The following is a 15173-nucleotide window of genomic DNA, read 5'->3' as shown; positions in this document are numbered from 1 at the left end:
CCCATGACGCAGAATTCCATCACCCGCAGCTGGGTTGTATCGGCCAATGGCCACGCTGATTTCCCGCTGCAGAACCTGCCGCTCGGTGTGTTCAGCAGCAACGATGCGGCGCCGCGCGCTGGCGTGGCGATTGGCGAACACATCTTCGATCTGCAAGTGGCGCTGGAAGCCGGGCTGTTCGACGGTGTCGCGCGCAGTGCGGTCGAAGCCATGGACGGCGGCCAGTTGAACGCGTTCTTCGAACTCGGTCGCGAAGCACGTGTGGCGCTGCGCACACGCCTGCTGGAACTGTTCAGCGAAGGCAGCACTCACCGTGGCAACATCGAAGCCCAAGGCGCGAAACTGCTGCCACTGGCCGCCGATTGCCAGTTGCATCTGCCGGCGCGCATCAGCGATTACACCGATTTCTATGTCGGCATTGAACACGCACAAAACGTCGGCAAACTGTTCCGTCCGGATAACCCGCTGCTGCCGAACTACAAGCACGTGCCGATCGGTTATCACGGTCGCGCTTCCACTGTGCGCGCCTCCGGCACCGACGTGCGTCGTCCGAAAGGCCAGACCTTGCCAGCCGGTCAGACCGAGCCGACGTTTGGCCCGTGCGCACGCCTGGACTATGAGCTGGAACTGGGCATCTGGATCGGCCAGGGCAACGAGATGGGCGATTCGATCGCCATCGGTGACGCCGCTGATCATATCGCCGGTTTCTGCCTGCTCAACGATTGGTCGGCACGCGATATCCAGGCTTGGGAATACCAGCCGCTGGGGCCGTTCCTGTCGAAAAGCTTTATCACCAGCGTCTCGCCATGGGTTGTAACTGCTGAAGCCTTGGAACCGTTCCGCACCGCGCAACCGAAGCGTCCTGAAGGTGATCCGCAGCCGCTACCGTACCTGTTCGACAAACGCGATCAGGACGGCGGTGCCTTCGACATCGAACTGGAAGTGTTGCTGCTGACCGAAACCATGCGCGAGCAGAACCTGCCGGCCCATCGCCTGACCCTGAGCAACACGCGCTACATGTACTGGACCGTCGCGCAAATGGTCGCGCACCACAGCGTCAACGGTTGCCAGTTGCAGGCCGGTGACCTGTTCGGTTCGGGCACCTTGTCCGGCCCTGAAAACGGTCAGTTCGGCAGCCTGCTGGAAATCACCGAGGGCGGTAAAAAACCGATCGAACTGGCCACTGGCGAGGTGCGTAAATTCCTCGAGGACGGTGACGAAATCATTCTGCGCGCACGTTGTGCCCGTGATGGTTTTGCTTCGATCGGATTCGGCGAGTGCCGTGGCAAAGTGCTGGCGGCGCGCTGACAGGAGCGGCTCATGGACCTCTATACCTATTACCGTTCCACTTCGTCGTACCGGGTGCGGATCGCGCTGGCATTAAAGGGGCTCGACTATCAGGCGCTGCCGGTCAACCTGATCGCACCGCCGGGTGGCGAGCATAGGCAAGCGGCGTACCTGGCGATCAACCCGCAAGGGCGAGTGCCGGCGCTGCGCACTGACGAAGGCGGTTTGCTGATTCAGTCGCCGGCGATCATCGAGTATCTGGAGGAGCGTTATCCACAGGTGCCGTTGCTGCCTGAGGATCTGCTCGCCCGCGCGCAGGTGCGCGGTGTGGCGGCGGTGATCGGTTGCGATGTACATCCGCTGCACAACGTCAGTGTGCTTAATCGCCTGCGCCAATTGGGGCAGGACGAGCCACAGGTGGTCGAGTGGATCAGTCACTGGATCAGCCAAGGGCTGGCGACGGTGGAGCAGTTGATTGGCGACGAGGGTTTCTGTTTTGGTGAGTGGCCGTGCGTGGCGGATGTGTACCTGATTCCGCAGTTGTATGCGGCTGAGCGGTTCAACGTCAGCCTTGAGGCGTATGCGAAAATTCGTCGGGTCGCCGCATTGGCGGCTGAACATCCAGCGTTCATCAAGGCTCATCCTGCCAACCAGCCAGACACCCCATAACCCTGTAGGAGTGAGCCTGCTCGCGATGAGGGAGTGTCAGTCACTGATGTTCTGACTGAACCACCGCTATCGCGAGCAGGCTCACTCCTACAAGGGAATATCGCCATTCGCATAATCATAAAAACAAAACAGGTACCTTGCGATGCACAACCAGATTGCCAGCTTTCGCGCGGCACTCGACGCCCGTCCTGTGTCCCGCTATCAGTGGTTGCTCTTGATCCTGCTCGCCTTGCTGCTGGTCACCGACGGCTATGACGCCCAGGTGCTCGGTTATGTGGTGCCCGCGCTGGCGCAGGACTGGGGGCTGGAAAAGCCGGCGTTCGGGCCGGTTTTCAGTGCCAACTTGCTTGGCCTGACCATTGGTTCATTGGCGGTCACGCCGCTGGCTGACCGCTTTGGCGTGCGACGGATCCTGCTCGCCTGCGTACTGATCTACGCCACGCTGACCGTGCTGATGGTCTTCGCCGATTCGCTGAACACACTGATGATCGCGCGCTTCATCTGCGGCATCGGCATGGGCGGCGCGATGCCCAGTGCCATGGCGTTGATGTCGGAATACTCGCCACCGCGTTTACGCACCTTGATGGTGACGCTGGCGGCCTGTGGCTTTTCATTCGGTGGGGCAGCCGGTGGTTTCGTCGCCGCAGGGTTCATCGACCAATTCGGTTGGCAAGCGGTGTTCCTCGCCGGTGGCGTCACGCCGTTGCTGCTGTTTCCGTTTCTCTGGTGGATGCTGCCGGAGTCGCTGCCACGCCTGTTGCGTGATGCACCGCCGTATGTACGACTGCGCAAAGTTACCGCAAGGATGCTGCCGGATTGGCAACCGCCCGTTGCCAGTGTCGAGCAGAACGAGCGCGAGCAGGGCAGCAAACTGACCGTGGTCGAGTTGTTCCGCAACGGCTACGCGCGGCCGACCTTGCTGATCTGGGCGACTTTTTTCGTCAGCCTGATTCTGCTGTATTTCATGATCAGCTGGCTGCCCACGCTGCTGCTGGAAAGTGGTCTGAAACTCAACGAGGCGAATCTGGTGACGTCGATGTTCCTGTTCGCCGGTACCCTGGGTGCGATCTGCATGGCGTGGTTCGCCGACCGCTTGAAGCGCAAGGTGCGGTTGTTGTCCGGCGTGTTGGCGGGCGCAGCGCTGTGCACGATTCTGCTGGGGCTCAATCACGACAATCCGCGTTATCTGGTGGCCTGCGTCTTCGCCGCCGGGTTCTGCATCATCGGCGGGCAACTGACGCTGAATGCGTTTGCCAGTAACTTCTACCCGGCGCATGTGCGCGCGACGGGCACCGGTTGGGCATTGGGCGTGGGGCGCTTCGGTTCGATTCTCGGGCCGCTGTTCGGCAGCCTGTTGTTGGCAATGCACATTCCGGTCGAACAGATTTTCTTCTTCTGTGCGATCCCGGCGGTGATTGCCGCACTGCTGATCATCCAGGTGCGTTCGCCCTCCGAAGGCAGTTCGGCTGTTGGAGTGGGGATGTCTGTCAAATCCTGAGTAAAAGATCGCAGCCTTCGGCAGCTCCTACAGGGAAATACATAATTCAATGTAGGAGCTGCCGAAGGCTGCGATCTTTTGCTTTTAATGGACGACTGAGTTGGGCGGCAGGTGGCCGAGTCGTTCGGTCAGGCGCAGTCGCTGGATCGGATCGTCGCTGAGCAGCAAGGCGTGCTCCAGATCGAAGCGCTCGGCATTCGGGCAGTCGAGCCGCTGATACAGACTGGCCCGGGCCAGATAATCGGCGGCGCCAGCGTCGCCCAGTTCGAGCACACGTTCGGCGTCGATCAGCGCGGCAATGAAGTCATCATGCGTCAGGTGCAACTGCCGCAGGTTGCGTGACAGCCGCTGCAGCATCTGCACGGGCGTCGCCGTAGCCAAGTGCTCGGCGTTGAGCTTCATGTTTGGCCCATATTGGCGCTGCAAGAGCTCACGACAATCGTTGGGGTACAAGCGTCGCCCGCCGCACGGATCAAGGAGATGATCGGCACCGGGCACCTTCAACAGGAAGTGCCCGGGGAAGTTGACGCCTACCAGCGGAATCTCCAGGCCGCGCGCCAGCTCAAGCGCAATCAACGCCAGCGCCAAAGGCTGGCCGCGATGGGTTTGCAAGACTTTATGCAACAACGCCGCCTGCGGACGCAGCGGCAGAAAATCGTCCTGGGCAAAGCCCAATTCAATCATGCGCCGTAACAGCGGCTGTGCCAGCTCGCTCACCGGCAGCATCGGCAAGCCGTAACTGACCCGCTGTTGCAGCTCCTTGAAGTCTTGCAGGAGTGCCGCTGGATCCACGTCTTTTTCGTGTTCAGCCGCCATCCACAGCGCAGCTTCCAACAGCGCAGGCGGTGAACGGTGCAGGCATTCGAAAAAACGTTGGCGCGGACTCATTGAAATCTCCGGGGAATGCCTCGTTTTAGCCCCGTCTGCGAGATTCGTCCAGTGCCCTGCAGCGCAGGTTCGGGGTTATGCCGCAAAGCCGTTGTCCCAGCAGGTGCTTATTCCGGTGCGCTCCAGCAATTTTCAGGCGCAGGCCTATACTGGCGTTCTACAAGAAGTGATTCGGGAGCCCAACGATGTTTGCGCTCATGCAAAGCACTCGCCTGGAATCGCTGCACCTTAGCGTTGACCCGGTCACCGGGTTGAAGGCGGTCATTGCCATCCATAACAGTCGCCTCGGCCCAGCCTTGGGCGGATGTCGTTATCTTGCCTATCCCAATGACGAATCTGCCGTCGAGGACGCCATTCGCCTGGCCCAAGGCATGAGTTACAAGGCCGCGTTGGCGGGGCTGCCGCAGGGCGGTGGTGTTGCAGTGATCGTGCGTCCGGTGCACGTGGAAAACCGTGGCGCGCTGTTCGAAGCCTTTGGCCGCTGCATCGATCAGCTCGACGGTCGCTATATCACCGCGATCGACAGCGGTACCTCGGTGGCGGACATGGATTGCATCGCCCAGCAGACCCAGCATGTCACCAGCACCACGTCTGCCGGCGATCCGGCACCGCACGCGGCGATGGGCGTGTTCACCGGCATTCGCGCGACGGCCATGGCACGGTTGGGCAGCGATAACCTCGAAGGCTTGCGCATCGCGATTCAGGGCTTGGGCAATGTCGGTTATGCATTGGCCGAGCAGCTGCACGCCGCCGGGGCTGAACTGCTGGTCAGCGATATTGACCACGGCAAGGTGCAACTGGCGATGGAGCAACTCAACGCGCATCCAATCGCCAACGACGCGTTACTCAGCACCCCGTGCGACATTCTTGCACCGTGTGGTCTGGGCGGAGTTCTGAACAGCCACAGCGTCACGCAACTGCGGTGTTCGGCCGTGGCGGGTTCGGCGAACAATCAACTGACGCATCTGGATGTCGCCGATCAACTGGAGCGGCGCGGGATTCTGTATGCGCCGGATTATGTGATCAATGCCGGTGGTTTGATCTACGTTTCGCTCAAGCATCGCGGCGAAGAATTGACCACCATTACCGCGCATCTGTCGAAGATCAGTTCGCGGTTGACCGAGGTGTTCGGCCATGCGCAGGCGGAAAAACGTTCGCCGGCGCGGGTGGCCGATGAGTTGGCGGAGAAAGTTTTGTATCGCTGAAACGCAAAAGATCGCAGCCTTCGGCAGCTCCTACATTTGGAATATTTATCCCTGTAGGAGCTGCCGAAGGCTGCGATCTTTTGATGTGGCGCTGATTACTTCGGCGCTTTTGCCGCTTTAGCAGGCTTGGCCGGCGCTTCAGCTGCCTCCACCACCTCAGCTTGTTCAGCAGCCTCGGCCGGAGCGTTGAGCAGTTCGGACAGTGCATCCGGCTGGCTCTTGAACGCCCGGGCGAACACATCGCGATTCTTCGCCATGTAGATCCCGGCTTCTTCCACTTGCTGTTCAGTCAGGGACGGAACGGCTTTTTGCAGGACATCGGCCAGATATTCGGCCAGTTCGAGCATTTTGTCATGACGGTCAGCTTCGGCTTTATCCATGAACAAGCGCTCCAGATCTCGGCTGCTGCGGTATACCACTTCGACGGCCATTCACCACCTCACATGCCTTCACATTAAGTTGTCTTGACGACTACTGTATCCATATACAGCGAAAAGGATAAGCGAATCCCTGCGCCATGGGTAGTGGCTTTTCAATGTAGACCGGATTTCGGGTTTGTCAGGGAGACCGTGTCGCTGCATTCGCGAGCAGGCTCGCCCACAAAAGCACAGCGGTGCGACCAAACGCCACGGCGCGGGTTTGACGGCGTCTCGCCATGATGGCGTGGCCTCTTTTCTGCATGAAAACGGTTACGTGCAGAAAACCGTCACGTCCAACACGCATCATCCGCTCGCATTCGAGCTAAGGAACATCATCGTGAAAATAAACTGGGCCGAGAAACTGCGGCAAAACGTGCATCAACTGGCCGAGTCCCTGGGCAACCTGTTCGTCGAGACCTTCCACTATCTGGCGTTGTTCGCCATCGGTGCGGTAACGGCGTGGGCGGCGGTGATGGAGTTTCTCGGGATGCTCGAGGAAGGCCACATCAAGATCGATGACATTCTGTTGCTGTTCATCTATCTCGAGCTGGGAGCGATGGTCGGGATTTACTTCAAGACCAACCACATGCCGGTGCGCTTTCTGATCTATGTGGCGATCACCGCGCTGACCCGTCTGCTGATCTCCAATGTCTCGCACCACAACCCGCCGGACATGGGCATCATTTACCTGTGCGGCGGGATTCTGCTGCTGGCGCTGGCGATTCTGGTGGTGCGTTACGCTTCGTCGCAATTTCCGTCGGTGAAGATCGAAAAACCACAGCGCACGCTGGGCACGGGTTCCAGCGAACATCCTGAAGTCGAGAAGGGTGAGCTTTAAAGCCCGGCCGCCGGTCGTGGCTGACCGATGACGCGTGGCGGTGGCGGCGTCAGCCCGCTGCCGCTGGTCATGGCTTCGAGGATCGCCATGGCGCTGTGGCCCTGTTCGATGGCGATGCCGAACTGAATGCTTTGCACCAGGCGCTTGAGACGCGCGGGGTCGTTGCGCTGCTCGGCGCTGATCATGCGTTTGGCCACGATCCGGCCGCTATTGGACAGGGTCAGCATGATGCTGCCGTCCAGACCCTGAATGCTCAGGTTGATCTGATAGTCCGGCGCGAAGGCATCGGTAATGATCTGAAAAGGATTGTCCATGATGCGTCACCGCCTGATTGAACGTGCAGTTGTTGACCGGCCGTGATCGGGTTGGTTCGCCAAACCGGATCATCGGCTATTCCGTGGTCTGTGTTGTTGCTTTGTGTAGGAACTGCCGCAGGCTGCGATCTTTTGCTCTTCAATGTTTTGATTTCGGTCACGAAGATCAAAAGATCGCAGCCTGCGGCAGCTCCTACAGGTATGTAGCAAGGGCTGTGCCGGGAAAATTGTCGAACAATGAACACGGGCATAAAAAAGGCGAGCTACGCGGCTCGCCTTTTTTAATGGCCCGTTTTCAGGGCAGAACCAGGTAGATGATCGCTGACAGTGCAATCAGACCGATCAACGCCACAAATACGTTGGACGCCTGCCCCGAATACTGGCGCAAGGCTGGCACGCGGCGGATGGCGTACATCGGCATCAAGAACAGCAGGCAGGCAATCACTGGCCCACCGAAAGCCTCGATCATGCCGAGGATGCTCGGGTTGAACGTTGCCACGGCCCAGCAACTGAGAATCATGAACACGGCGGTTGTGCGGTTCAGCCAGCTCGTCGACATCACTCGGCCACGGCTGCGCAGGCTTTTCACGATCATGCCCTGAAAGCCTTCGCTGGCACCGATGTAGTGGCCGAGGAAGGATTTGGTGATCGCCACCAGCGCAATCAGCGGCGCGGCGTAAGCGATCACTGGCGTCTGGAAGTGGTTGGCCAGGTACGACAGGATCGAAATGTTCTGCGCCTTGGCCGCTGCCAGATCCGCCGGCGACAACGCCAGTACACAGCTGAAGCAGAAGAACATCACCGTGATGACCATCATGCCGTGCGCCATGGCGAGGATGCCACTGCTCTTGCGTTCTGCCTGTTCGCCGTAGCGCTGTTTTTGATCAACGGCAAACGCGGAAATGATCGGCGAATGGTTGAACGAGAACACCATCACCGGGATTGCCAGCCACAGCGTCTTGAGAAATACGGACATCGGCATGGCTTCTTGAGCACTGGCGAAAAACGCGCCGTTCCAGTTCGGAATCAGGCTGACCGCGAGCAGCAGCAACGCGGCGACGAATGGATACACCAGCACGCTCATGGCTTTGACGATCACGCTCTGACCACAACGAACAATCGCCATCAATCCGAGGATCAGCACCAGCGAGAGAATCGCCCGTGGTGGCGGGGCGATGTGCAATTGGTGTTCGAGGAAGCTGCTCAGGGTGTTGGTCAGCGCCACGCTGTACACCAGCAGGATCGGGAAGATAGCGAAAAAATACAGCAGTGTGATCAGCTTGCCGGCACCGATGCCGAAGTGTTCTTCGACCACTTCGGTGATATCCCCGGAGCGCCCGGACAGCACGAATCGGGTCAGGCCACGGTGGGCAAAAAACGTCATCGGGAAAGCCAGCACGGCGAGAATCAGCAACGGCCAGAAACCACCGACACCGGCATTGATCGGCAGGAACAACGTACCGGCACCGATGGCGGTGCCGTACAGACCAAGCATCCAGGTGGTGTCGAATTTGTTCCAGCCCTTGTGGGCCGTTTCTGCATTGCGGGTGCGGTCTACAGCGGGATTTTCGGCAGCAGGTGTACGTACATCGGTCATCGGTATCGCCTCGTTATTATTTTTGCTCGGGCTCACGGTTGGCAGGCCGCACTGGGCGGCCTGCCGGGGCGGTCAGGGAATGCGCGTCAGCACTCCACCCAGTTCACAGCCAGGCCGCCCCGTGAAGTCTCTTTGTATTTGTCATGCATGTCGGCGCCGGTATCGCGCATGGTGCGGATCACCCGGTCGAGGGAAATGAAATGGTTGCCGTCGCCGCGCAGGGCCATTTGTGTGGCGTTGATGGCTTTCACCGCAGCGATGGCGTTGCGCTCGATGCACGGCACTTGCACCAGACCGCCGACCGGGTCGCAGGTCAGGCCAAGGTTGTGTTCCAGGCCGATTTCGGCGGCGTTTTCCAGTTGCTCCGGAGTGGCGCCGAGTACGTCGGCCAGGCCCGCTGCTGCCATCGCGCAAGCCGAACCGACTTCACCCTGGCAGCCGACTTCGGCGCCGGAGATCGAGGCATTTTTCTTACACAGAATGCCGACAGCGGCCGCGCCGAGGAAGAAAGCGACGACATCATCGTCAGACGCGTCCGGATTGAATTTCATGTAGTAGTGCAGCACCGCCGGGATGATCCCTGCTGCGCCGTTGGTCGGCGCGGTGACCATGCGCCCGCCAGCAGCATTCTCTTCGTTGACGGCGAGGGCGAACAGGTTGACCCATTCCATTGCCGACAGCGTTGAACTGATCACGTTGGGCTTGCCGATTTCCAACAGGCTGCGATGCAGTTTCGCCGCGCGGCGCGGCACATTCAGACCGCCGGGCAGGATGCCTTCATGACGCAGGCCTTGTTCGACGCACTCACGCATCACCGACCAGATGTGCAGCAGACCTTGGCGGATTTCCACGTCGCTACGCCAGGCGCGCTCGTTGGCCATCATCAGTTCGGAGACGCGCAGGTTGTGCTGTTTGCACAGTGACAACAGTTCGGCGGCGCTGGAGAAATCGTACGGCAACACCACGTCACCGGCCGGCGCCACACCGGACTCGGCTTCCGCCGCTTCGATGATGAAACCGCCGCCAACCGAGTAGTACGTCTGCTCGAACAACTCGGCGCTTTCGCCAAAGGCTGTCAGCGACATGGCGTTGGGGTGGTAGGGCAGGCTCTCGTCGAGCAGCAGGAGATCACGCTGCCAGTCGAAGGCAATTTCTCTCTGGCCGGCGAGGGTCAGTTGGCCTGTCTCGCGCAGTTGCTGGATACGTGGATCGATGGTCGCCGGATCGATGCTGTCCGGCCATTCGCCCATCAGGCCCATCACCGTGGCACGGTCGGTGGCATGACCGACGCCGGTGGCTGACAGCGAGCCGTATAAACGGATTTCAACACGACGCACATCGTTCAACAAATGCTGATCAATCAGCGCTTGAGCGAAGGTCGCCGCCGCGCGCATCGGACCGACGGTGTGGGAGCTGGACGGGCCGATACCGACTTTGAATAGATCGAAAACACTGATAGCCATGCTAAACCCTTACAAGCAATGGAGTACGAATCGCTGCCATTTTTTGTAGGACAAGCGCAATGTCGGCGATACTGCCTACCTCGGTTCGACGTGACTAACGAAACTTCCTAAGTAAGCCTTTAGCAGGACTAAACGATGAGTCGTCAATTGCATGCCCAGACCTACGTCTGGCTGCAGGTGTTTTCCTGTGCCGCGCGGCACCTGTCGTTCACCCGTTGTGCCGAAGAACTGCACATCACCCCGGGGGCGGTCAGTCAGCAGATTCGTCAGTTGGAAGAGCGCCTGGGTTTTCGCCTGTTTCACCGGCGCGCACGGGGCGTTGAGTTGAGCGCAGAAGGGCAGCGGTTGGCGATCACCGTCAACGAGGCCTACGGCAGCATTGATGCCGAATTGCGTCGACTGGATGCCGGAATGATCAGCGGGATTTTACGCGTACGTTCGATTCCGTCGTTTCTCAGCAAATGGCTGACTCCACGCTTGCCGCGGCTGCAACAGCGCTATCCGGACATTCAGCTTCGGCTGGTCGCCGAGGACAGTAGCGTGCCGTTGCACGAAGGCGACTTTGATCTGGCGATCGATTTGAACGACGGCAGTTACCCGGGATTGTTATCCACAGCCTTGCTCGACGAGCAGATTTTTCCCGTGTGTGCACCGAGCCTGTTGCGTGGGCGACCGCCGCTGCACGGGCCGGCGGATCTGGTGCATTTTCCGTTATTGCACGACATCACCGCTTGGCGTGGCAGTTATGAATACGCGGAGTGGGAGTTCTATTTAAACGCGATCGGTTTTGAAGGCGCCGACGTACGGCGTGGGCATACCTTCAATCGCAATCACCTGACCATCGAAGCGGCGATTGCCGGCATGGGCGTGGCGATTGCCCGTCGTACATTGCTCAACGATGAGCTGGAACGGGGGACGTTGATTGTGCCGTTTGGCCTGGCGGTACCCAATCACAAACGCTACGTGCTGCTGTATGCGCCGGGGGCATTGAGCCATCCGGGCGTGCGTGCGGTGCATGACTGGCTGGTGGAGGAAGCGGGGATTTTTCGCAGCTTGCACCCGTTGAATGACGGGCAATTGTGAACAAAAATTGCTGGGTCGCGAGGCGACCCAACTCCCGACCTTACCAGTGCTTTGCTCGGTTGTCCGGCTTTTTTTGCGAATGAAAATTTATCTTTTTTCAGGGGTTGAAATGTTCGCCGGTCGGGCCGATTGTTGTAACCAAGGGGTCAGGAAATTCAATTCAAGGCCCCTCGCGAGCTAGCTGAAATAAGGGATGAACTATGCAAATCCAAGTCAACAGCGATAACCATATTCAAAGTAGTCAACGACTGGAGGAGTGGGTACGTACAACCATTGAGAGCACGCTCGAACGTTATGAAGAAGACCTGACCCGCGTCGAAGTCCATCTGGCCGACGAGAACGGTGACAAACCAGGTCCCCATGACTTGCGCTGCCAACTGGAAGCGCGGCCAAAAGGCCATCAACCGATTTCCGTGACCCACAAGGCCGATTCGCTGGAACAGGCGATCGACGGTGCAGCCGAAAAACTCGAGCACGCTCTGGAGCACCTTTTCGGCAAACTGCGAGGTAAGCCACGTGCTGCTGTGGTGCCATTTAGCAAGGCGAATGACGCACTGCTGGAGGAAGAATTTCTTGAGAACGAACAGGCAGCGATCAACAGTTGATGCGCTGACTTTATAAGCCACCCAATGAAAACGGGCCTGCGGAAGCAGGCCCGTTTTTTGTTTGTAGCAGAAAAGCCCCTCACCCCAGCCCTCTCCCGGAGGGAGAGGGAGCCGACCGAGGTGTTTTGCGGGCTACATCGACCTGACAGACCGAGTCGATTATGGATTCGGCACAGCACGTTCAGGTCGGCGTACCTCGCAAGCATCCCCCGGTCAGTCCCCTCTCCCTCTGGGAGAGGGTTAGGGTGAGGGCATTTTTCGATTCGCCGCAATTCTTATGATCTGCTCCAGTACGTCATCCATCTGCTGAGCTACCTCAAGATTACTGAAACGCACGACTTCAATGCCCTTTTGGTTCAGATAGCGTGTCCGGCGCTGGTCATGAATCAATCCCGCTGTTTCAAAATGCTGCCCACCGTCCAGCTCAATCGCCAATTTCAGCTCCGCACAGTAAAAATCCAGCACGTAAGGCGGACACGGAAACTGCCGGCGAAATTTCAGATTGGCGATTTGGCGGGAGCGGAGTTTTTGCCAGAGCAGCTGTTCGCAATCGGTTTGGTTGACTCGTAGATGGCGGGCGAACTGGGCGAGGGTGGGGCGGGTTTGCATGCTTCACGATCCTTGTGAAGTTGGTTTGAAGTTTTACTGTAGACCATGACCTGTTGACCTGTTGACCTGTTGACCTGTTGACCCTCACCCCAGCCCTCTCCCGGAGGGAGAGGGGGCCGACCGAGGTGTCTTGCGGGGTACATCGACCTGAAAGACCGAGTCGATTATAGATTCGGCAAAGTGGTTTCAGGTCGAGTCGATTATGGATTCGGCAAAGCAGAATCAGGTCGGCGTACCTCGCAAGCATCCCCCGGTCAGTCCCCTCTCCCTCTGGGAGAGGGTTAGGGTGAGGGGCTTTTCAACCCTCAGAACGCCACAGAAGTCTGCACATAAACTGTCCGCGGCTCACCCACATACTTACCCTTGTTGTTGTCATCAAACGAGCGCGTGAAGTACTGCGTGTTGAAGATGTTCTTCACGCCTACCGCCACATTCAAATCCGACAACTGCGGCCCGAAGTCATACCCGGCGCGGCTGCTGAACAGCATGTAACCCGGGATCTTGCCGGTGCTGCCATCGGCACTTTCCTTCGAGGTGTTGGCGTTGTCGGCGAACTGATCGCTCTGGAAGCTGCTATCCAGATTCAACTTCCAAGGGCCTTCGGTGTAACCCACGCCAATCGTGCCTTTGTGTTTCGACGAGAACGGCACGCGATTGCCCTTGTTCGGCCCGTCTTCGCGGATGGTCGCGTCTACATAGGCATAGCTGGCGTAGACGTCGAAACCAGCCAGCGCCGGGCTCAAGTCATCCAGCGCGTAATTGACGCTGGTCTCGATCCCTTGATGGCGAGTTTCGCCACGGGCAATCACCGAATCGTTGGTCTGATTACTTTCATACTGGTTGTCGAAGTTGATCAGGAACGCGCCGATCTCGGCCCGCAACGCACCGTTGTCATAGCGCGTGCCGAGTTCCCAGGTGCGCGCCTTTTCCGGTTTCACTTCGCCGCTGGTCACACGGTTGGGCATCTGGCTGTATTGCACGCTGCCGAACGAGCCTTCGGTGTTGGCGTACAGGTTCCAGCTGTCGGTCAGGTGATAGAGCACGTTCAGCGCCGGCAACGCGGTGTTGTAATCGCCCTTGTATTTGACGTTGGTCAGGTTGTTGGTCTGCTGCGATTCGATCATCTCGTAGCGCACGCCCGGGGTGATTGTCCATTTGCCGATGTCGATGCGGTCATCGACGAAGAACGCATTGGCTTCGGTGCCGCCACGGGTGTCGCGGTCATTGCGACTGTTGGTGGTCGGGTATTCGTTGCTGGCGATCGGCGTGCGATAGCGCAGTTCGTGGCCAGCCTCGTTGATGTAGCGGTAGCCGACGCCGACTTCGTGGCTGGTCGGGCCGAGGTCGAAGCCTTGGGCGAAACGGGTTTCCAGGCCGCGCACCCAATACTCGCGCGGCGACAGCGACAAGAAGCTGCCCTGATCCAGATAACCGCTGCGCAGGGTCTTGGTGAAGAAGGTGTTGGCGGTGAATTCGCGGCGATCTTCCTGGTAGCGATAGCCGAAGTTGAACATCGTGCGACGGCCCCAGAACTGGTCTTTCGGTCGCGTCGACTGGTACGGATCGGCGTCGTAGTCGGCGACATTCAAACCGCCGGGCATGTCAGCCTTGCCTTCGTAATACTGGGCCATGGCGTTGAAACTGTTGGCCTCGTCGAGCTGGTATTTGCCCTTGAGGATCAGGTCGTCGATCTCGGTGTCGCTGTGCTCACGCCAGTCACCGCCACGGGTGCCGGAGTAGAGCAACGCGCCGCCGAGACCATTGGCGTTGGTGCCGCCGGCCAGCAGGTTGGCGCTGGTCTTGAAGCCATCGTGACTCGATGAAGGGCTGGTTTCCGTCTGGAAGCCACCCTTGACCGTTGGCTCGTCAGGAATCGCCCGGGTCACGAAGTTGACCACGCCGCCGACGTTCTGCGGGCCATACCGCACTGCGCCACCGCCACGCACCACGTCCACGGCATCCATGTTGCCCATGCTGATCGGCGCGAACGACAACTGTGGTTGACCGTAAGGCGCGAACGGCACCGGAATGCCGTCCATCAACACCGTCGAGCGCGCGGCCAGGCGCGGGTTCAAGCCACGGATACCGAAATTCAGCGCCATGTCATGGCTGCCGGTGCCGTTGTTTTCCGGGGCGTTGACGCCGGGGATACGGTTGAGCACATCACGGGCCTGCGTTGCGCCCTGACGTTCGAACTCTTCGCGACGGATCACATCACGGGCACCGGGATGTTCGAAGACGTTGATTTGCGCAGCATCGCCGAGCCAGTCGCCGACGACTTTCGACGTGTCCAGTTCCAGCGCGGCATCCGCCACCGGTTGCAGACTGAACGCATTGTTGCCTTCGGCGCGCGCTTGCAGACCGGTGCCTTCAAGCAATGCATTCAAACCCTGCTCAGGTGTGTAACTGCCTTCCAGGCCACGGCTTTGCACACCGCTGGTGACTTGCGAACCAAACGAAATCAGCACGCCCGCTTCACGACCAAACTGGTTGAGGGCGTTTTCCAGTGACGACGGCGCGATGTGATAAGCCTTGGCATCAGCGGCCAGCGCGGCGGGCAGGGCACTGAAACTCAGGCTGGCGCCGAGGACAAGATTGCGCAGGCTGCGGGCCAGTGGCGTGAGGCGGGTTGGGTGCATGGTGGTTGATCCTGAGAAGGTTGAATCAAGGGGGCTTTCCTTCTCTGTCACGCCAGATC

The 15173-nt window shown here is 59.2% G+C and carries 13 protein-coding genes and 1 pseudogene; 7 read left to right on the top strand and 7 right to left on the bottom strand.

Translation table 11 applies throughout. From position 1 onward, the window contains the following. Positions 1–3 precede the first annotated feature (3 nt). The 3 genes from fahA to CKW17_RS07895 all read left to right on the top strand — a co-directional run bounded on the left by fahA (position 4) and on the right by CKW17_RS07895 (position 3454). A complete protein-coding gene (gene fahA / locus CKW17_RS07905) occupies positions 4–1308 on the top strand; it encodes a fumarylacetoacetase (RefSeq protein WP_095119427.1) in 1305 nt (434 codons plus the stop codon). A gap of 12 nt (positions 1309–1320) precedes the next feature. Then, a complete protein-coding gene (gene maiA / locus CKW17_RS07900) occupies positions 1321–1956 on the top strand; it encodes a maleylacetoacetate isomerase (protein WP_095119426.1) in 636 nt (211 codons plus the stop codon). 142 nt (positions 1957–2098) lie between these two features. Continuing rightward, on the top strand, positions 2099–3454 hold the full coding sequence (locus CKW17_RS07895; protein WP_095119425.1) for an aromatic acid/H+ symport family MFS transporter: 1356 nt from the start codon (positions 2099–2101) through the stop codon (positions 3452–3454). An 84-nt stretch (positions 3455–3538) separates the two neighbouring features. On the opposite strand, the gene CKW17_RS07890 is transcribed toward CKW17_RS07895, so the two are convergent. Beyond that, a complete protein-coding gene (locus CKW17_RS07890) occupies positions 3539–4342 on the bottom strand; it encodes a SirB1 family protein (RefSeq protein ID WP_095119424.1) in 804 nt (267 codons plus the stop codon). Between the two features lie 185 nt (positions 4343–4527). Between CKW17_RS07890 and CKW17_RS07885 the strand changes: the two genes are divergently transcribed. After that, the gene (locus tag CKW17_RS07885) at positions 4528–5547 is read left to right on the top strand and encodes a Glu/Leu/Phe/Val dehydrogenase dimerization domain-containing protein (protein WP_095119423.1); all 1020 of its coding nucleotides are present in this window, start codon (positions 4528–4530) and stop codon (positions 5545–5547) included. Between the two features lie 176 nt (positions 5548–5723). On the opposite strand, the pseudogene CKW17_RS07880 reads toward CKW17_RS07885, so the two are convergent. Further along, a pseudogene (locus tag CKW17_RS07880) lies at positions 5724–5978 on the bottom strand (YebG family protein); the annotation flags it as partial. 325 nt (positions 5979–6303) lie between these two features. Between CKW17_RS07880 and CKW17_RS07875 the strand changes: the two are divergent. Beyond that, positions 6304–6804 (top strand): phosphate-starvation-inducible protein PsiE, encoded by a 501-nt coding sequence (locus CKW17_RS07875; protein ID WP_095119603.1) that lies wholly within the window; start codon positions 6304–6306, stop codon positions 6802–6804. On the opposite strand, the gene CKW17_RS07870 is transcribed toward CKW17_RS07875, so the two are convergent. From CKW17_RS07870 to CKW17_RS07860, 3 genes are all read right to left on the bottom strand, one after another. Further along, a complete protein-coding gene (locus CKW17_RS07870) occupies positions 6801–7118 on the bottom strand; it encodes a DUF3509 domain-containing protein (RefSeq protein ID WP_095119421.1) in 318 nt (105 codons plus the stop codon). The genes CKW17_RS07875 and CKW17_RS07870 overlap by 4 nt on opposite strands. Before the next feature lie 295 nt (positions 7119–7413). After that, positions 7414–8715 (bottom strand): serine/threonine transporter, encoded by a 1302-nt coding sequence (locus CKW17_RS07865; protein WP_095119420.1) that lies wholly within the window; start codon positions 8713–8715, stop codon positions 7414–7416. Between the two features lie 86 nt (positions 8716–8801). Next, the gene (locus tag CKW17_RS07860) at positions 8802–10178 is read right to left on the bottom strand and encodes an L-serine ammonia-lyase (RefSeq protein ID WP_095119419.1); all 1377 of its coding nucleotides are present in this window, start codon (positions 10176–10178) and stop codon (positions 8802–8804) included. Between the two features lie 135 nt (positions 10179–10313). Here CKW17_RS07860 and CKW17_RS07855 point away from each other — a divergent pair, with 135 nt between their 5' ends. Both CKW17_RS07855 and CKW17_RS07850 read left to right on the top strand, forming a co-directional pair. Further along, on the top strand, positions 10314–11261 hold the full coding sequence (locus CKW17_RS07855; protein WP_095119418.1) for a LysR substrate-binding domain-containing protein: 948 nt from the start codon (positions 10314–10316) through the stop codon (positions 11259–11261). A 200-nt stretch (positions 11262–11461) separates the two neighbouring features. Continuing rightward, the gene (locus CKW17_RS07850) at positions 11462–11866 is read left to right on the top strand and encodes an HPF/RaiA family ribosome-associated protein (protein ID WP_016986992.1); all 405 of its coding nucleotides are present in this window, start codon (positions 11462–11464) and stop codon (positions 11864–11866) included. 240 nt (positions 11867–12106) lie between these two features. Here CKW17_RS07850 and CKW17_RS07845 read toward each other — a convergent pair whose 3' ends face one another. Together CKW17_RS07845 and fecA are read right to left on the bottom strand one after the other, a co-directional pair. Continuing rightward, positions 12107–12475, bottom strand: a complete 369-nt coding sequence (locus tag CKW17_RS07845; protein ID WP_095119417.1) for an endonuclease domain-containing protein — start codon at positions 12473–12475, stop codon at positions 12107–12109. Between the two features lie 305 nt (positions 12476–12780). Then, the gene (fecA, locus tag CKW17_RS07840) at positions 12781–15114 is read right to left on the bottom strand and encodes a TonB-dependent Fe(3+) dicitrate receptor FecA (protein ID WP_095119416.1); all 2334 of its coding nucleotides are present in this window, start codon (positions 15112–15114) and stop codon (positions 12781–12783) included. Between the last annotated feature and the right edge of the window lie 59 nt (positions 15115–15173).

Origin of the sequence: Pseudomonas sp. Irchel s3f10, assembly GCF_900187515.1 — a bacterium.
Lineage (GTDB): Bacteria > Pseudomonadota > Gammaproteobacteria > Pseudomonadales > Pseudomonadaceae > Aquipseudomonas > Aquipseudomonas tensinigenes.
Note: the sequence above shows the minus strand (reverse complement) of the source record. Positions and strands in the feature narration are given on the sequence as shown.